This is a genomic window from Syntrophales bacterium (assembly GCA_035363115.1).
GTDB lineage: Bacteria > Desulfobacterota > Syntrophia > Syntrophales > PHBD01 > PHBD01.
The window spans coordinates 832,176-849,677 of record DAOSEM010000001.1 but is presented as its reverse complement, the minus strand read 5'-3'; the positions used below and the strand labels follow the sequence as shown (position 1 = coordinate 849,677).

Genomic DNA, 17,502 nt, shown 5'->3' with positions numbered 1-17,502 from the left:
CGGACATGGAGGTGTCCGTTTCGAGAGGATATGGGATGCAGGCAAACGGGGAAGAGCAGGATCAACGGCGCCTGGAGGCATAGCGAGATCCCTCCAGGCGACCGGTGAATAAAGATCAGGCAGGCCTGGGCTCGCGGACGACCGGGTGAATCTTTCCCGTGACCGCCTTTGCCGTGGCCGTTCCTTCCTTGTCCAGCAGCAGCGCCGCAGGATTTTTCTCGCAGAAGCAGCGGGGCTCGCAGGTCCATCCCACCGCCAGCCGCGCTTCCTCCTTTTTCAGCATGAAGTGGGCATACCGGCCCACCACCGGCGCAATCAGCCTCGTCGCCCAGCCGAACATCTCATAGAGATCCCCCAGGAGTTGGTCTGCTTTCCCGGCGATCCGCGGATTGCTGCGGCGGTACCACTTCCGGATTGCCCACACGGCACCCGCATAGCTCGATCTCAGGGGAAACACCTCCCGGGCGAGACGCTCCCGCACCCGCGGCAACTGGTCCCGGTTCGCCTTCCACCCGTCCAGCATCACCCGGATCATGCGCAACAGGCTGGGTCCGTTCACGTCGAAGTCACGCCGGAAGGCCTCCAGGAGGAATTCCTCTTCCTCGCCGTTCCGGATATGTCGATGACGGTAGTTGAAGCGATACTGCCCGTGGGCGTCGGCAACGGGGAACTCCGAGTCGGAGAGCAGCGTTCCGTCCTGTTTGTGCTTTTCATAGAGCGGCGTCCCCGGAACCGGGGAATAGAGCATGAACTGGTGAAAAACCGTTTCATGGCTGATCGCGTAGTCGATCACGGCATCCATGGTCTCGGGCCGGTGCTCTTCGAGCCCGATGATGGAGGAGCCCAGGACCCGGATGCCGCGGGACTGCAGGGTTTTGACCAGCTCACGGGTGTCCACGCCCTTCAGCTTGTCATAGGCGCTCTCTTCCCCTTCCAGCCCCATCCAGACCCAGCTGATGCCCAGCCGCAGCAGCTGGTCGATGCTGTAGGATTTCAGGACCCGGGCGGAGCTGAAGACATAGATGGCCCAGCTCTTGTTGCTGGCCTCCATCAGCTCGAGGAGTCGAAGTGCTCTTTTCTTGTGGAGGAGAAAATTCTCGTCCAGCGTAAAAAAAGATTTCACCCCGAGGTTCTTCTCGATCTCGCACATGACGGAAAAGAGCTCATCCCCCGTTTCAAAGAAATGGACGCTGTTGCCCTTGCCGCCGAACAGGGCGGAGGTCGAGCAGAAGTTGCATCCGACGGGGCAGCCGACGGAGGGGATCAGGATCGCCGCCGTGCCTCCGGGCCTGCTGCCGATATTGATGCCCAGCATTCTGCTGCCGAAGCCGGATATCGCCATGGGGTGACGGATCGGTGCCTTGTCGTCCTGGCCCAGGTAGCGCTGAAACCACCGGATTCCCTCCCCTCGGACGATGATGTCCGCATCGATCATCTCCTCCAGCCCCTCTTTTCCGGTGACGTGACCTCCGACGACAATCGTGGCCGCGGGCCGATACTGCCTGATCAGCCGGCACATCTCACGGACCTTGCCCACGTTGGGAAGGATCCCGCTGATGCCGATGACGTCATAGGAGTGATCCCGGATTTCCTCGATGAAGCGCTCCCGGTCTGGAAAATCGAGGAGGGTGCAGGGTGCCTCCAGGTTGGCCTGGATCATCATGAGCCCGAAGGAGCGGTGAAACATCCTCAGGGAGAATCCCCCCTGAACGCGCGTCACCTGGTTGTGGTAAAGCTCCATCGGGTTGATCCGGCGGCTGCCGTATTCATCGTCCTGAGCATAGGGTCCGAAGACGCTGGTCAGAAGAACACGGGCGCGGGTACCAAGCGGGTGTCGGGGCTGGGCGTTCATCCTTTTCTCCTGTTTTGAGGAATTTTCGTGCGGGGTCAGGCCGTCTTTAGTACGAAAACAGGTCCACGAAAAGGCCCAGGTTGCTGTTTTACAATACTTTTACAATGCGCAGCCGGGAGGAGCGCTCCCCTCGAAAGATTGACAGGAAACACCGTGTCATATAGGTTCCCTCACATGCCGTCCCGCCCCACAGACTCGGCCGGCAAATTTCCCGCAGCAGGGGCTCCCGTCGACGTGATCGTCGCCAGGATGAGGACGGTGGAGAAAAGTCCGCAGCGGCAGGAAGGGATCATGGAACAGGCAAAATGGTTTTTCCGCCCCGTATTCACCTTCGTCCTTTCCGTGATCGCGCTGGCCATCTCGCTCTTTCTCTACATCTACTGGTATGTCGGCGTCAGCGAAGGGCTCAAGGCGCTCAGCCTTCGCTACAACCTCGATCCGAACCAGTTTTTCGAAGCGAGGACCTGGGTCGTCATCGTCATCCTGTCGCTCCTGGTCGGCGTCATCCTGGTCGGCGTCCTCATGATCTTCATCTACAACGTCAAGACGATGCACCTCTACCGACTCCAGAACACGTTCATCAACAACTTCACCCACGAGCTCAAAACGCCGGTGACGTCGCTGAAGCTCTACCTGGAAACCTTCGCGAGGCACGAGATCCCGAGGGAAGACCAGCTCCGGTACATCGGCTTCATGCTCCGGGACGTGGAGCGGCTGGCCGGCAACATCAACAGCATCCTGAATCTGGCCCGGATCGAAAGCAGGGTTTACAGAGGAGACTTCACGACGGTGGACCTGGTGGAGCTGGTGCGGGAGTTCCTGGCCGGCAACCGCCATCTCTTCCGGGGCTGTGAAATCAGCGTGGGAAACCCCCCGGGCAAGGCATTCCTGTATCCCGTCGTCGTCCCCCTGTTTGAGATGCTGCTCATGAACACCCTGAGCAATGCCGTGAAGTACAATGACTCGGGACAACCCCGGGTGGACATTGCCTTTGAAGAGGACAGGGACCGGATCCTGATTCGCTTTCGGGACAACGGTATCGGCATCGACGGGAAGGATCTCAAGAAAATATTCAGGAAATTCTACCAGGGACGCCACCGCAGCGAACAGGCGCCCGCCGGGGGGAGCGGCATCGGACTGTACCTCGCCCAGCACATCGCCAGGCTTCACCAGGGGAACATGACGGCCGAAAGCGAGGGAATCGGGCAGGGATCCGTCTTCACCCTGTCCCTTCGGCGCCCCGCAAAGAAAAAAGGATGACCATGAAAGAGACTCCGACCAGGCGCGTCCTCATCATCGAGGACGACGAGCACATCGCCGAGGGCCTGAAACTGAACCTGACACTTCAAGGGTACGAAACGGCGATCGCCGGCAGCGGAACACGGGGGCTGGACCTTTGGAAAGAGTGGAATCCCCACCTGATCGTCCTCGACATCATGCTGCCCGGGCTCGACGGCCTGTCGGTCCTTCGTCACATCCGGCTGGAGGACGAGAGGCTCCCCGTTTTGATTCTATCCGCCAAAGGGGAGCCCGACGACCGGATTCGCGGGTTTTCCTGCGGTGTCGACGACTACCTCGCCAAGCCTTTCAACCTGGACGAATTCCTGCTCCGGGTCGAACGGCTCCTCACGAGATCTTCCTGGAGCCGAGGTGCCGCATCCGGGGCCGGGGCGACGAAGACCTATTCCTTCGGCGAGAACACCATCGACTTCGAGACCAAGACGGCGCAGTGCCGGCAGGGAACCGTTCAGCTGACGGACCAGGAAATCAAGCTGCTCCGGGTGTTCATCACGAACCGGGGGAAGCCCCTCTCCCGCAAGGTGCTCCTGGAGGTGGGCTGGGGGTACTCGGGAGTGACGGCGACGCGGACGGTGGACAGTTTCATGGTCCGCCTGCGGAAATACTTCGAGCGGGATCCGGAGCACCCTGTCTACTTCAAGAGCCTCCGCTCGGTGGGATACCTGTTCGATCACCCTTGACCGGGAGCATGCGGTCCCTTGGAACATCCCGGCTGGGTTCTGCCGTCCCTGAGCATGGACCGGCGGCCGACGGCCATGTCTCCTGCCCCTAATCAGGCTTTTTCAATGTTCCGGATGGCCTCGAAGAGCCTCCGGTTCACCGGCACGTCCACGCCGTATTTCTCCCCCAGGGCGATCATCGTCCCGGCGAACATCTCCACCTCGGTCTTCCGGCGGGCCTCCACGTCCTGCAGCATGGACGTCTTGCCCTCGGGGCTCAGGCGGGCCAGGATCGGGTCGAAGGCCTCGATGTCCTCTTGCGTCAGGCTGACCCCGGCCTTCTCGGCGACGGCGATCACCTCCCGCATGGACGACAGCATCAGGTCCCTCGCCTCCGACGGAACCTGGAAGGCGGAATAGGGCGCCCGCAGGACCGCCGAAGCCTGGTTGATGCCCACATTGGCCATGAACTTCCACCATAGGGTGCGGATCATGTCGGGCGGCGTCTCCCAGGCGATCCCGGCCCGGTCGAACAGCGCCTGCACCCGGGCCACCCGCTCCGTCACGGCGGGATTCTTCGCCTCCCCGAAAAAGATCCTTCCCTGCGTCGTGTAGATAACCCGGTTGCTCTCCCGGAGGGCGTCGATCCCCATGGTCAGGGCGTACAGGACCTTGTCCATGCCGTAGACGGCGCCGATGCGCTCCTCGCTGTCGATCCCGTTCATGAGGGACAGGATGATCGTGTCCCCGCCGACCCGGTTTTTCATCTCTCCGATCGCCGCGTCCAGGTGGTGGTTCTTGACGGCGACGATCACGAGATCCGCCGGCGCCGATGCGTCTTCCGGCGAAAGAACGGGGATGGCGTAGCGCCTGCCGTTGACGGTCACGCCTTCCCTCCCGAGCCGCTCGAAGCGCTCGCCGGCGGCGACGAAGGACACGCATCCCGGATCCATGTCGTACAAGAGCGCCCCGTACGCCGCCCCCAGCGCGCCCGCCCCGATGATGGAAACCTTGTGGATGGCCGTCATGACACTCGCCTCCCTGGACATGGTCGAATGGTCCGTTTTGCATGAGGACCGGTCTGCAAAAGGAACCGGATGGCCGTGACGGGATCCGCCCCGGAGGAGCCAAAAACCCCGATCCCGGTGTCCCGAAGGGATGACCGGATCGGGGCGGATGCCCGCCCTTCAGCCACCCCGACGCATTGTATTTCCGGAGATCACCATCCGCTGCGCCTCCGACGTGCCTTCGTAAATCTCGGCAATCTTGGCGTCCCGCATCAGGCGCTCCACCTTCGCTCCCTTGACATACCCGTATCCGCCGTGGATCTGGACTGCCTTGACGGTGTGCCGCATCGCCGCCTCCGTCCATGGGAAAAACATGGCGTCCCCCGGTGATTCCGCTTCCTGCCGGCTCGGCTACGAGTACGGCTTCACGTCCTCTTCGTTCCGGAGGACCCGGAGCCCTCCCTCCGCCAGGGCCGTCATCTCGTCCTCGCCGGGATACACGAAGACGGGGGCGATGAAGCGGACCCGCTCCCCAATCCGGCCGGTGAGCATCTCCGAGTGGGCCAGACCGCCCGTCAGGACGATCCCGTCGATCCGCCCCGCCAGGACCGTGCTCATGGCGCCGATGTCCTTGGCGGCCTGGTAGGCCATGGCCTCGAAGACGAGCCCGGCCTGTTCGTCCCCTCCCCGGATCCGCTCCTCTACGACCCGGGCATCCGTCGTGCCGAGATACGCCGCCAGTCCGCCCTTTCCCACCAGGCGCCCCTGGAGCTGCTTCCTGTCCATCGTCCCGGAAAGGGCGAGGTCCAGGAGGTCCATTGTCGGCAGCGCCCCGGCCCGCTCCGGCGTGAAGGGGCCTTCCGCGAGCCCGTGGGTGCAGTCGACCACCCGGCCCTTCCGGTGGGCGCCGATGGTGATGCCTCCTCCCAGGTGGGCCACGACGACGTCGATCTCCTCGTACTTCTTCCCCAGCCCGGCGGCGCACCGGCGCGCCGCCATCTTCTGGTTCAGGGCGTGGAGCCCGCTCTTGCGCTCGATCTCGGGAATCCCGGAGATCCGAGCCAGGGGCTCGAACTCGTCGGTGCTGGGCGGATCGATGACGATGGCGGGCATGCCGCATTTTTTTGAAAAGTCGAGGGCCATGGACGGCCCCAGGGCGGAGGGATGCGTCCCGTAGACCCCCTCCAGGAGGTCGCGGCGCATGGCGTCGTCGATCCGGTAGGCCCCGGCGGGTGCCGGCCGTCCCAGGCCGCCGCGGCTGACCACGATGTCGATCTCCTCCAGGCCGATCCCGTTTTTCTCCAGGAACTTCAGGACGCCTTCCTCGCGCAGGGGAAGCTGCTCCGCCAGGGAGGAAAAACGGGACAGGTCCTCTCCCCGGTAGACGATGTTGTCCTGGGCGACGGCCTGCTCTCCCCGGAAGAAGGCGACCTTCGTCGAGGTCGAGCCGACATTGATGGCGAGGAGGCGGTAATCCTTATCCATGGTTCGCTCCTCCCGAGAGCAGACCGGCCAGGGCGATCTCCACGACCCGGTTTTCCGCAGCCACGAAGGGAAGCTTCAGGAGCACCGGCCCGGCCGTTCCCGCAACAATGCCCACGGTCTGCATGCCCCCGAAGAAGACAAGGGATTCCGCCAGCAGGTGGCCCGTATCGATCTCGGGAACCAGGTAGATGTCGACATTGCCGGTGACGGCGCTCTGCAGTCCCTTCCGGTCCGCCGCGACCTTGCTCAGGGCGCAGTCGATGTCTATGGGCCCCTCGACGACGGCCTTGCCGAACTGCCTCCTCTCCCCCATTTTGGAGAGGATCGCCGCGTCCAGCGTCGAAGGGATGCCCGGATTGACCTGCTCGATTGCCGCCAGGACGGCCACGTTCGGCGTCTCGATGCCGAGCCGGCGCGCAAGCCGGAGGGCGTTGTTCAGGATCCCCTGCTTCTCGACCAGGCCCGGGAAGTCGTTGAGGAACGTGTCCGTAATGAGGATCAGCTTCTCCCGTTTCAGGAGCGGAAAGACGGAGATGTAGCTCGCCGTGCCGCCCTTTTTCTTCAGGCCGCCGGCGGGGTCCAGCACGGCCTTCATCAGGGTCCGGTGCGACAGGCCGCCCTGCATCAGGATGTCCGCCCGGCCATCCCGGACCCGGGCCACCGCGTGCCGCAGGGCCTCCTTCCGGTCGCTCCCGTCCACGATCTCGTGCTCCCGGGATGCCAGGGGAGTCCGTCCCACGGCTGCCTTCAGCGATTCCGCCCTGCCGATCAGGCAGGGGACGGCAAGTCCCGACGCCGCCGCCCGGGAGAGGATCCGGACGTCTTCGACCGTGGGAAAAGGAACGGCGATCCGCTTCGGTCCCGCCTGCATGGCCGCTTCCAGGATGTCTTTGAAGGACCGGATCATCTCAGTGCACCTCCTTTCCCATGCGGTCGGCCAGGACGACACACATGGCCAGCTGCTGCACGATGTTGTCGCTGAAATCCGAGCGGGCGGGGATGCAAACGGGTCCCCGGGACGCGGCGACCAGCGAGCTGCGGGTTACATCGAGGAAGAAGTCGAGCTTGCAGATGACGTTGCCCGTGTCGAGGCAGGGCACCACCAGGATGTGGGGCATCTCCCGCCTGACATCCCGGGCCGGAGCCCCGGGCCGCCTGGAGCCCCGGAAGATCTCCGTGAAGGAGGTGGCATCGACGATTTCGCACTCCCCCAGTTCTCCGACGGCCGCCGCTTTCCTGAGAAACCGGTAGTCCCGGTAGGAGGCCAGATCGCCGCCCACCTCCCGCTTTCCCGAAAGAACGGAGATCCGCGGCCTCGGAACGCCCATGAGGTGATAGACAAAAACGGCGTTCTTGATGATCTCCGCCTTGGCCCTGGCGTCGGGTTTGATGTTGACGCCCGTGTCCGTGAAGACCACCAGGTGGTCGATGCCGGGAATCTCCCAGAAGGTGACGACGCTTACAGTCATGCCGGAGGCCGCCTTCGCCTCCTCGCGGATGATGGAGCGGTAAATGTAGGAGGTCGGGATCTGGCCCTTGCTCGCGATGGGCAGCTCTCCCGAGAAGAGCATGCGGATCCCCAGGTCGGAGATGGCCTGCTGCTCGACGCCCGGAATCTTGTCGAAGCTCCCGATGTCGAAGCCGACCCGGCCCGCCACCCGCTCCATTTTCTCGCTGTTGCCGATGAGAACGGGCTCGATGTAGCCCATCTCCCAGCTCGTCTTGACCGCCCGCATGAAGTCCTCGTCCTCCGGCGCAAGCACGGCGAGCTTCTTCGGTCCCTTTTCTTTCGCAATCCTCGTAAAGTCCGCCAACGATCGGATCATGACATACCCCTTTCTGCCCGGATGAAATAACCTTCACAGGCCGACATCGACGCCCGGCTTCGATAACGGTACGCTCCGAACGGGTGGTCAAGGCGCGTGAATGCGAGACCTCATGCCTCCTTGGATCGGCCCCGGGGAAACGTTGTCAGAAATGGATTTGAAACGCTTGAGATCCGGCATTGCTTTCTTTCCAGCAAGCGTTCGGGTGGATCGGGAAAGCTACTCTGTATCACTGTGCCCGTAAGCGGGCGATGTTCTTCTCATCCAACCGGCGGCGGTTAAAACGGCCCTTGGCAGGATCAAACCGTGACCTGCATCACTCCGGCTCTTCCTGAAGCGGGATGATCCGCACCTGCGCCATCCCCCGGCCGAAGAAGCCGAGTTCCCGCGCTGCCGCCCGTGACAGGTCGATGAATTCGAAGCTGTGATGGCGGCAACGGTCGTTGACGGTCACGACGACCGACCGGTCGTTGGCAAGGTTGATCACCTTCACCCTCGTACCCAGGGGCAGTGTCGGGTGGGCCGCCGTCATTTTCCGGGGGTCGTAGACCGCCCCCGAGCTGGTTTTCCGGAAGTTGTAGCGCTTGTGGTAATAATAGGCCTTACCGAGCGTCCCATCCTGCTCGTTCCCGGCGGAGGCATCCGCCTTCTCCGCCACGGCGGTTTCACTTCCGGACGGCTCTTCCGCCCGGAGGGGCAGGACGGCGGCGAAGAAAACAAGCAGGCAGGCGGCGGCAAACCATGCAATCTTGCCGATCCGATTCACTGGATGCATGAACGACTCCCCGGCGATGAATTTCCATGCAGGCGGACCATTCCATACCATACTCACCGGCGGAATCAAATCGCCGATCCGGATCGCCCCGAAACCGCCTCTTGCCAGCACGCCGGATTTCTGGTAGCGTTCCGACAGTTTCTGATGATTTTCCAAGCGATATTCACTACCTGCCGGGCCACTCCTCCGGCGGTGCGCAAAGGAACCGACGTTTCATGGCAACCGATCAGACCATCGCCAAGGCAAAGGAAGTCCTCAAAATCGAAGCGGAAAGCATTCTCGGCCTGATGGACCGGCTGGACCGGAATTTCTCAAAGGCCGTGGATCTCATCTGGAAGTCCAAGGGCCGGGTCATCGTCAGCGGCATCGGGAAATCCGGCCTCATCGGCAAGAAGATCGTCGCCACCCTGACCAGCACGGGCACCCAGGCCCTCTTCCTCCATCCCGTCGAGGGGCTCCACGGGGACCTGGGCATCGTCACGAAGGACGACATCCTCCTGGCCATCTCCAACAGCGGTGAGACCCAGGAGCTTCTCATGCTGGTCGGCAGCATCCAGGCCATCGGGACGCCGCTCATCACCATGACGGGCAATCCCGCCTCCAGTCTCGCCCGGGCCGGTGAGGTCGTCATCGACGTGGGGGTCGAGCGGGAGGCCTGTCCCTTCGGGCTGGCCCCGACCTCCAGCACCACCGCCGCCCTCGCCATGGGCGACGCCCTGGCAGTGGCCCTCATCGGGAAGCGCAAGTTCCGGGAGAAGGACTTCTACAAGCTGCACCCCGGCGGAACCCTGGGGCTCCGGCTCCGGGAAAAGGTGCGCGACATCATGATCAGCGGGGAGCGGATCCCCCGCGTCTTCGCCGGCACCCCTGCCCTCCGGGCCATCGAAGTCATGGACGAGAAGAACATGGGCTTCGTTCTCGTTACGGACAAGAAGGACCGGCTCCTGGGAATCCTGACGGACGGCGACGTCCGCCGCCACATCCGGAAGGGACGAACGCTCCAGGGGCCCATCGACGCATTCATGACCCCGAATCCCCGCACCATCGGGGAGGACACCACCCTCGGGGAGACCATCGAGGCGATGCAGCAGCGGGAGATCACCACCCTGGTGGTCGTCAACGGGAAAAACCGGCTAATGGGATACGTCCACCTCCACGACATCCTCGGACGGGGCGGCACCCTGAAGATGACCGTCATTCCGTAGGATTCCCGACCCTCCCCCGGGCGTCCCCACGCGAGTTCCGTTCATTCAATACCGAAAAGCGGGCGTTCCCGCGAGGAGATCGAACATGGACAAGAAGCACCGTTTCTCCATCTGGTACGTCTTCCTGGCGATCTGGGCGGTTCTGCTCATCCAGAGCTACATCTCCTCGCTCTTCGCCGTCCAGGTGATCCCCTACAGCCAGTTCCTCACCCTCCTGAAAAGCGGAAAGATCACCGAGATCGCCGTCACGGCCAACCAGATCCAGGGCAAGATGAAGGTCGAGGGCGGCAAGCCGGAAGACACCAAGGCCTTCAAGACGATCCGCGTCGACTCGGAGCTGTCCAACATGCTCGCCCAGTATCCGGTGGTCTTCAAGGGGGAGATTGAATCCACCTTTGTCAGGGACCTCCTGTCCTGGGTCCTGCCGGTCCTGATCTTCGTGGGCATCTGGTACTGGCTCATGAAGCGCATGGGGAGCCAGCAGGCGGGCTTCATGACGCTGGGGAAAAACAAGGCGAAGATCTACGTGGAGAACGAGCTGAACGTCACCTTCGATGACGTGGCGGGCGTGGACGAGGCGAAGCAGGAGCTGGTGGAGGTTATCGACTTCCTCAAGAACCCCGGGAAATTCGGGATCCTGGGAGGCAAGATCCCCAAGGGAATCCTGCTTGTGGGCCCCCCGGGGACGGGAAAGACCCTCCTGGCCAAGGCCGTTGCGGGGGAGAGCGGCGTCCCCTTCTTCAGCATCAGCGGCTCCGAGTTCGTCGAGATGTTCGTCGGCATGGGCGCCGCCCGCGTCCGGGACCTCTTCGTCCAGGCCAAGGAGAAGGCCCCCTGCATCATTTTCATCGACGAGCTGGACGCCCTGGGGAAGGCCCGGGGATTCGGCGCCATGGGCGGCCACGACGAGCGGGAGCAGACCCTCAACCAGCTCCTCGTGGAGATGGACGGCTTCGACCCGAAGGTCGGCGTCATCCTCATGGCCGCCACGAACCGGCCGGAGATCCTCGACCCGGCGCTCCTCCGGGCCGGGCGGTTCGACCGCCACGTCCTGGTGGACCGGCCGGACAGGAAGGGGCGGGAGGACATCCTGAAGGTCCACCTGAAGAAAATCAAGACGGCCCCGGATGTGGACGTGGAGCGCCTGGCCGCGATGACGCCGGGAATGGTGGGAGCGGATCTCGCCAACCTTGTGAACGAGGCGGCCCTGCTGGCGGTCCGGAGAGACCGGAAGGACGTGAGCATGGCCGAGTTCTCGGAGGCGGTGGAGCGCATCGTCGGCGGCCTGGAGAAAAAGAACCGCCTCATCAACCCCAAGGAGCGGGAGACGGTGGCCTACCATGAAATGGGCCACGCCCTGGTGGCCCTGTCCCTGCCCGGGACGGACCCGGTGCAGAAGATCTCCATCATCCCCCGCGGCATCGCCGCACTGGGCTATACCATGCAGGTCCCCACGGAGGACCGGTTCCTCATGACGAGGACCGAGCTTCTCAATAAGATCGCCACGTTTCTGGGTGGCCGGGCGGCGGAGGAGATCGTCTTCGGCGACATCTCCACGGGTGCCCACAACGACCTGTCTCGGGCGACAGAGATCGCCAAGAGCATGATCAAGGAGTACGGTATGAGCAGCGTACTGGGCCAGGTCTACCTCTCCCGGGAGCGGCGCTCCCTGTTCCTGGATCCGGGGGCCAGGGAGGGCGGCGACTACAGCGACGAGACCGCCCGGACCATCGACCGGGAGGTCATGGGGATCATCGACGCCCAGTACGCCGTGGCGAAGGACATCCTGCAGAAGAAGAAGGAATCCCTCGTCCGGGGGGCAACGCTGCTCCTGGAGAAGGAGAAGCTCGACGGCGAGGAGATCAAGGCACTGCTGTGAAAGGAGGTCCTGTCTTATGGGCGGCAGCAAACCATGGGTGAAATTCTACGGCCACGTCCCGGAGTCCCTCGACTATCCGCGGGTGACCATGTACGAGGCCCTCATGCAGACGGCGGAGAAGTCCCCCGATACCGTGGCCTGGGACTTCCTGGACACCACCGCCACCTACCGCGAGTTCGCCCGGGAGATCGACCGGTGCGCCGACGCCCTGGCGGGCCTCGGCCTGAAAAAAGGCGACCGGATCACCATCTCCATGCCCACGAGCCCCCAGGGGGTCATCGCCTTCTATGCCGCCAACCGGCTGGGAGCCGTGGCCAGCATGATCCATCCCCTCTCCACCGCCAAGGAGATCGCCTTCTACCTGAACGTCAGCCAGAGCCGCTTTGCACTGACCCTGGACGCCTTCTACGGGAAATTCAAGGAAGTGAAAAACGAGACCCCGCTGGAGCGGCTGATCCTGGCGCGAATCCCCGACTACCTGGGTCTCGTCAAGAAGATCGGCTTCAACCTGACAAAGGGCCGGAAGATCCCGCCGGTGCCGGCGGATCCGATGGTGACCTGGTGGAAGGACATGATGGCCGCCTCCTGGCCGAAAACGCCGAAGGCCGGCATGGACACGGACGACCTGGCGGTGATCCTCTACAGCGGCGGCACGACGGGCACCCCCAAGGGGATCATGCTCTCCAACTACAACTTCATCAGCGAAGGCATGATGGTCTCCGCCTGGGGCAACCTGGGGAAGAACGACGGCATCCTGGCCATCCTGCCCATCTTCCACGGCTTCGGCCTGGGGGTCTGCATCAACGCCGCCTTCATGGGCGGGGCCAAGAGCATCCTGGTCCCCCAGTTCACCCCGGAGATCGTGGCCGGCCTGATCAAGAAGAAGCGCCCCTCCTTCGTGGTGGGGGTCCCCACGCTCTTCGAGGCCCTCTGCCGGAATCCCGTCTTCCAGAGCGCCGACCTGTCCTGCCTGATGGCCACCTTCAGCGGCGCCGACACCCTGCCCCGGCCGGTGAAGGAGCGCTTCGAAGCGCTCGTGAAGGAGCGGGGGGGCAATGTGAAACTCCTGGAGGGCTACGGCCTCACCGAGGCGGTGACGGCCATCATGGCCACGCCGATCCAGGAATACCGCGAGGGGAGCGTCGGCGTGCCCTTTCCGGACATGCTGGCCAAGGTCGTGATCGTCGATACGACGGAGGAGGCGCCCCTGGGAGAGGAGGGCGAGCTCTGCGTCTCCGGGCCGGCGGTCATGATGGGATACCTGGACTCCCCGGAGGAGACGGCCCGGACGCTGAAGACTCATGCCGACGGCAGGGTTTGGCTCCACACCGGTGACATCGCCTCCATGGACGCCGACGGCTTCTTCTACTTCAAGCTCCGCCTCAAGAGGATGATCAAGTCCTCGGGGATGAACGTCTATCCAGCCCAGGTGGAGGACATCCTCTACGCCCACCCGGACGTGAAGGACGCCTGCGTCATCGGCGTCCCCGACGAGGCCCAGGTCCAGCGGGTAAAGGCCTTCGTGGTCCTGAAGGACCGGGCGAACGAGACCCCGGAAATGGAGCAGAAGCTGATCCGCCACTGCCAGGACCACCTGATCAAGTGGAGCTGCCCCCGGGAGATCGAATTCCGGAGCACCCTCCCCTGCACCCTGGTGGGCAAGATCGCCTACAACGCCCTGGAGCAGGAGGAGATCGAGAAGCTGAAGGCCTGCGGCAAGTTCTCCGGAGAATAGCCGCCGCGCGGGCTTGAAAGATCGCCTGCTGCGACATACGGACCGGAAACCACAACAGGAGATCGACATCGATGAATCCGATGGCTGAAATCACGGCGGCCCTGGCGGACGCCGGCGGATACGCAAGAGACCTCAAGAAACGGACAAACGGAAGGACGGTGGGCTACGTCTGCTCCTACACGCCGGAGGAGCTGATCCTGGCGGCGGGGGCTCACCCGCTCCGCCTCCTCGGAACGGCCCAGGCCATCCACCGGGCCGACGCCCATCTCCAGACCTACTGCTGCTCCCTGGTGCGGGGCATCCTCGAGGAGGCCCTGTCGGGAAACCTGGACTTCCTGGACGGGATGGTCTTCCCCCATACCTGCGACTCGATCCAGCGCCTCTCGGACATCTGGCGCCTCAACATCCCCTTCGGCTTCCACGCCGACGTGGTCCTGCCGGTGAAGCTGACGACGACGAGCGCCCGGGACTACATGGCGGACGTTCTCCGGAAGTTCCGTGGGGACCTTGAAAAATCCCTCTCGGTTTCAATCACAGACGAGGCCCTCAAGGAGGCCATCGGCCTTACCAACGGCGTCCGGGCGGCCCTGAGGCGACTATACGAGCTCAGGACGGCGAATCCCGCCCTGGTCTCCGGCAGCGACGTCCACCGGGTCATCCGGGCCTCCATGATCACGGATCGCCGGCGCTTCCTGGCCCTCCTGGAGGTATTTCTGGCGGATGCGGCCGGAAAGGACACGCCGGCCGCGGCGAAGCGGCCCCACCGGCTGATCCTCTCCGGCGGCGTCTGCAACGCCCCGGACGTCTACGGCATGATCGCCGACGCCGGCGGGGCCGTCGTCTGGGATGATCTCTGCACCGGCGGCAGGGCCTTCGAGGAGCCGATTCCCCTGGACGGAGACCCGATCGAGGGGATGGCGGACCGCCTCGTGAAGCGGGTCGTCTGCCCGGCGAAGCACGGGGGTCTCACGAACCGGGCGGACCACCTGGTGGGCCTCGTAAAGGAGAAGAACGCCCGGGGCGTCATCTTCCTGCTCCTGAAGTTCTGTGATCCCCACGCCTTCGATTATCCGTACCTGAAGGCGGCCCTCGACCGGGAGGGCATCCCCAGCCTCCTGATGGAAGTGGAGGACCCGCTGCCGCCGGAAGGACAGCTCCGGACCCGCATCGAGGCGTTCCTGGAGATGCTGTAAACCCGGACTGCCGGCCCCGTCCCGCCGTGACAGCACAGCGGACCCGAAGGCCGGCGGACCCCGAAGACCGGGGGATCCCCGGAATCCAATCCTCAAAGGAATCGGACATGACGGAACTGACGGCAAACGCCGCGGCGGAGGCCACGGAAGCACATATTCAGCGGATCGCCGGGGAGCTCGGCATCGCGCCGGGGCAGGTCGAGGCGACGGCGCGCCTCCTCGGCGAAGGGGCGACGGTGCCCTTCATCGCCCGCTACCGGAAAGAGGCGACGGGAACCCTCGACGAGGTCCAGATCGCGGAGATCCGGGACCGCCTTGCACAGCTTGCCGAGCTGGACAGGCGTCGCGAGGCGATCCTGAAGTCCCTGGCGGAGCGGGAGCTCCTGACGGACGAGCTGGCGGCAAAGATCGCCGCCGCCGAGACACTCTCCGTTCTGGAGGACGTCTATCTCCCCTTCCGGCCCAAGCGGCGGACCCGGGCCATGATCGCCCGGGAAAAGGGTCTGGAGCCCCTGGCGGACAGGATCTTCGCCCAGGAGGCGGACCTCGATCCCGAGACCGCGGCGGCCGCCTTCGTCGATGCCGAAAAGGGCGTGGCCTCCGTGGCGGAGGCCCTCGCCGGGGCGCGGGACATCCTCGCCGAGCGGATCAACGAGAGCGAGGAGGCCCGGTCCCGTATGCGGGCCTTCTTCGCGGAGAAGGCCGTCTTCCAGTCCCGGGTCGTTCCGGGCAAGGAGACGGAGGGCAACCGCTTCCGCGACTGGTTCGACTGGGAAGAACCCGCCGTCCGGGCGCCGTCCCACCGGATCCTGGCCATGCGGCGGGGCGAAAAGGAGGAGTTCCTGTTCCTCCGGGTCGTTCCGCCGGAAGCGGAGGCGCTGGCGCTCCTCGTGGAGATGTTTGTGAAGAGCGGCGGTTCGTCGTCGGAGCAGGTCCGGCTGGCCGTCGAGGACGGCTACCGGCGCCTGTTGTGCCCGGCCATGGAGACGGAGATCCGCCTGGCCACGAAGAAGCGTGCCGACACAGAGGCGATCCGGGTCTTTGCCGAGAATCTCCGGCAACTCCTCCTGGCCCCGCCCCTCGGGCAGAAGCGGCTCCTCGCCCTGGATCCGGGCTTCCGGACGGGGTGTAAGCTTGTCTGTCTCGACGCCCAGGGAAAGCTCCTCCACCACGACACGATCTTTCCCCACCTCTCCGAGCGGGCCCGGGGCGAGGCGGCGGAGCTGGTGCGGGAACTCTGCGCGAAACATCAGGTCGAGGCCGTCGCCGTCGGGAACGGTACGGCGGGGCGGGAGACCGAGGCCTTCCTACGGGAGATCGGCCTGCCGGAGGCGGTTTCCGTCGTCATGGTCAACGAGAGCGGCGCCTCGGTCTACTCGGCCTCGAAGACCGCCCGGGAGGAATTCCCCGACCACGACGTCACCGTCCGCGGCGCCGTGTCCATCGGCCGCCGCCTCCAGGACCCCCTGGCGGAGCTGGTCAAGATCGATCCCAAGGCGATCGGCGTCGGCCAGTACCAGCACGACGTCGATCAGACCGCCCTCAAGCAGGGCCTGGACGACACCGTCATGAGCTGCGTGAACGCCGTCGGTGTGGAGGTCAACACGGCCAGCGCGGCACTTTTGACCTATGTCTCCGGCCTCGGGCCCGCCCTGGCGGGCCGGATCGTCGCCCGGCGTGACGAGCACGGGCCCTTTTCCTCCCGGGAGGAGCTGAAGCAGGTGCCTCGGCTCGGGGCCAAGGCTTTCGAACAGGCCGCGGGTTTCCTTCGGATCCGGGACGGGGCGAATCCCCTCGACGCATCCGCCGTCCACCCCGAGCGCTACGGCATCGTGGACCGGATGGCCTCGGACCTGGGGTGCACCGTGGCGGACCTGCTGGCGGATGCAGGGCTGCGGAAGCGAATCGACCTCTCCAGCTACATCACCCAGGATGTGGGCCTCCCCACCCTGAACGACATTCTGGCCGAACTGGCCAAGCCCGGACGTGATCCGCGCGAGCGCTTCGAGATCTTTCAATTCGCCGAAGGGGTCGAAAAGATCGAGGATCTGCACCCGGGCATGAAGCTTCCGGGGATCGTGACGAACCTGACCGCCTTCGGGGCGTTCGTGGATGTAGGCGTCCACCAGGACGGCCTCGTCCACCTGAGCCAGCTGGCGGACCGTTTCGTGAAGGACCCCGGGGAGGTCCTGAAGGTCCGCCAGGCTGTCGAGGTGACGGTCCTGGCGGTGGATCTGGAGAGAAGGCGGATCTCCCTGTCGCTGAAGAAGAACCCGGACCTTGCGGTCGGCGCTTCCGCGAGCCGGCCGGAGCGGGGTGCGGGCGGAGAAGGCCCCGGCCCCGGGAAGCCCGGCGCCGGAACGGATGGACGCGGCCGGCCGGGTCCGGGCGGACCGAGGCGGGACCGGCGGGGAGACGGGAAGAAGCAGGGGAAAGGGCCGGCGGAAAACGTCCCCTTCAACAACCCCTTCGCCGCGGTCTTCGGGAAGAAATGATCCGCGCCTGCCGAACCGCATCGAAGGGCTCAGGCGGAGAAAAGAGCGCCGGCGGCATACGGGAAGCTTTTTGGGGTTGAAATTCAACCATC

The 17,502-nt window shown here is 64.4% G+C and carries 14 protein-coding genes; 7 read left to right on the top strand and 7 right to left on the bottom strand.

Annotated features, from left to right (window positions below; all coding sequences use genetic code 11):
- Positions 1–115: 115 nt before the first annotated feature.
- On the bottom strand, positions 116–1,852 hold the full coding sequence (locus tag PLO63_03705) for a cobalamin-dependent protein (GenBank protein HOI73233.1): 1,737 nt from the start codon (positions 1,850–1,852) through the stop codon (positions 116–118).
- A 291-nt stretch (positions 1,853–2,143) separates the two neighbouring features.
- Here PLO63_03705 and PLO63_03700 point away from each other — a divergent pair, with 291 nt between their 5' ends.
- On the top strand, positions 2,144–3,112 hold the full coding sequence (locus tag PLO63_03700) for a HAMP domain-containing sensor histidine kinase (GenBank protein HOI73232.1): 969 nt from the start codon (positions 2,144–2,146) through the stop codon (positions 3,110–3,112).
- 2 nt (positions 3,113–3,114) lie between these two features.
- The gene (locus PLO63_03695) at positions 3,115–3,831 is read left to right on the top strand and encodes a response regulator transcription factor (GenBank protein ID HOI73231.1); all 717 of its coding nucleotides are present in this window, start codon (positions 3,115–3,117) and stop codon (positions 3,829–3,831) included.
- 92 nt (positions 3,832–3,923) lie between these two features.
- Here PLO63_03695 and PLO63_03690 read toward each other — a convergent pair whose 3' ends face one another.
- The 6 genes from PLO63_03690 to PLO63_03665 all read right to left on the bottom strand — a co-directional run bounded on the left by PLO63_03690 (position 3,924) and on the right by PLO63_03665 (position 8,903).
- On the bottom strand, positions 3,924–4,838 hold the full coding sequence (locus PLO63_03690; GenBank protein HOI73230.1) for a 2-dehydropantoate 2-reductase: 915 nt from the start codon (positions 4,836–4,838) through the stop codon (positions 3,924–3,926).
- A gap of 159 nt (positions 4,839–4,997) precedes the next feature.
- The gene (locus tag PLO63_03685) at positions 4,998–5,192 is read right to left on the bottom strand and encodes an acyl-CoA dehydrogenase family protein (GenBank protein HOI73229.1); all 195 of its coding nucleotides are present in this window, start codon (positions 5,190–5,192) and stop codon (positions 4,998–5,000) included.
- A 36-nt stretch (positions 5,193–5,228) separates the two neighbouring features.
- A complete protein-coding gene (buk, locus tag PLO63_03680) occupies positions 5,229–6,302 on the bottom strand; it encodes a butyrate kinase (protein HOI73228.1) in 1,074 nt (357 codons plus the stop codon).
- A complete protein-coding gene (locus tag PLO63_03675; protein HOI73227.1) occupies positions 6,295–7,209 on the bottom strand; it encodes a phosphate acyltransferase in 915 nt (304 codons plus the stop codon). Before PLO63_03675 ends, buk begins: the two co-directional genes overlap by 8 nt.
- A gap of 1 nt (position 7,210) precedes the next feature.
- Positions 7,211–8,128 (bottom strand): phosphate acyltransferase, encoded by a 918-nt coding sequence (locus PLO63_03670; GenBank protein ID HOI73226.1) that lies wholly within the window; start codon positions 8,126–8,128, stop codon positions 7,211–7,213.
- A 316-nt stretch (positions 8,129–8,444) separates the two neighbouring features.
- Positions 8,445–8,903, bottom strand: coding sequence for a septal ring lytic transglycosylase RlpA family protein (locus PLO63_03665; GenBank protein HOI73225.1), 459 nt, complete (start codon positions 8,901–8,903; stop codon positions 8,445–8,447).
- 215 nt (positions 8,904–9,118) lie between these two features.
- Here PLO63_03665 and PLO63_03660 point away from each other — a divergent pair, with 215 nt between their 5' ends.
- From PLO63_03660 to PLO63_03640, 5 genes are all read left to right on the top strand, one after another.
- The gene (locus tag PLO63_03660; GenBank protein HOI73224.1) at positions 9,119–10,108 is read left to right on the top strand and encodes a KpsF/GutQ family sugar-phosphate isomerase; all 990 of its coding nucleotides are present in this window, start codon (positions 9,119–9,121) and stop codon (positions 10,106–10,108) included.
- An 85-nt stretch (positions 10,109–10,193) separates the two neighbouring features.
- Positions 10,194–11,987 carry an ATP-dependent zinc metalloprotease FtsH gene (gene ftsH / locus PLO63_03655; GenBank protein HOI73223.1) on the top strand — a complete coding sequence of 598 codons (1,794 nt, stop codon included), beginning with the start codon at positions 10,194–10,196 and terminating at the stop codon, positions 11,985–11,987.
- A gap of 16 nt (positions 11,988–12,003) precedes the next feature.
- Positions 12,004–13,722: an AMP-binding protein gene (locus tag PLO63_03650; GenBank protein HOI73222.1), complete on the top strand. Its 1,719-nt coding sequence runs from the start codon at positions 12,004–12,006 to the stop codon at positions 13,720–13,722.
- 71 nt (positions 13,723–13,793) lie between these two features.
- Entirely contained in the window at positions 13,794–14,915 is a 1,122-nt protein-coding gene (locus tag PLO63_03645) for a 2-hydroxyacyl-CoA dehydratase family protein (GenBank protein HOI73221.1), read from the top strand.
- A gap of 107 nt (positions 14,916–15,022) precedes the next feature.
- Complete coding sequence (locus tag PLO63_03640; GenBank protein ID HOI73220.1) at positions 15,023–17,410, top strand: Tex family protein; 2,388 nt, start codon at positions 15,023–15,025, stop codon at positions 17,408–17,410.
- The last annotated feature ends 92 nt before the right edge of the window (positions 17,411–17,502 follow it).

Coding starts and splice junctions, on each gene's coding strand:
- PLO63_03705 (HOI73233.1), bottom strand. CDS start 1,852: ATGAACGCCCAGCCCCGACACCCGCTTGGTACCCGCGCCCGTGTTCTT.
- PLO63_03700 (HOI73232.1), top strand. CDS start 2,144: ATGGAACAGGCAAAATGGTTTTTCCGCCCCGTATTCACCTTCGTCCTT.
- PLO63_03695 (HOI73231.1), top strand. CDS start 3,115: ATGAAAGAGACTCCGACCAGGCGCGTCCTCATCATCGAGGACGACGAG.
- PLO63_03690 (HOI73230.1), bottom strand. CDS start 4,838: ATGACGGCCATCCACAAGGTTTCCATCATCGGGGCGGGCGCGCTGGGG.
- PLO63_03685 (HOI73229.1), bottom strand. CDS start 5,192: ATGTTTTTCCCATGGACGGAGGCGGCGATGCGGCACACCGTCAAGGCA.
- buk (HOI73228.1), bottom strand. CDS start 6,302: ATGGATAAGGATTACCGCCTCCTCGCCATCAATGTCGGCTCGACCTCG.
- PLO63_03675 (HOI73227.1), bottom strand. CDS start 7,209: ATGATCCGGTCCTTCAAAGACATCCTGGAAGCGGCCATGCAGGCGGGA.
- PLO63_03670 (HOI73226.1), bottom strand. CDS start 8,128: ATGATCCGATCGTTGGCGGACTTTACGAGGATTGCGAAAGAAAAGGGA.
- PLO63_03665 (HOI73225.1), bottom strand. CDS start 8,903: ATGCATCCAGTGAATCGGATCGGCAAGATTGCATGGTTTGCCGCCGCC.
- PLO63_03660 (HOI73224.1), top strand. CDS start 9,119: ATGGCAACCGATCAGACCATCGCCAAGGCAAAGGAAGTCCTCAAAATC.
- ftsH (HOI73223.1), top strand. CDS start 10,194: ATGGACAAGAAGCACCGTTTCTCCATCTGGTACGTCTTCCTGGCGATC.
- PLO63_03650 (HOI73222.1), top strand. CDS start 12,004: ATGGGCGGCAGCAAACCATGGGTGAAATTCTACGGCCACGTCCCGGAG.
- PLO63_03645 (HOI73221.1), top strand. CDS start 13,794: ATGAATCCGATGGCTGAAATCACGGCGGCCCTGGCGGACGCCGGCGGA.
- PLO63_03640 (HOI73220.1), top strand. CDS start 15,023: ATGACGGAACTGACGGCAAACGCCGCGGCGGAGGCCACGGAAGCACAT.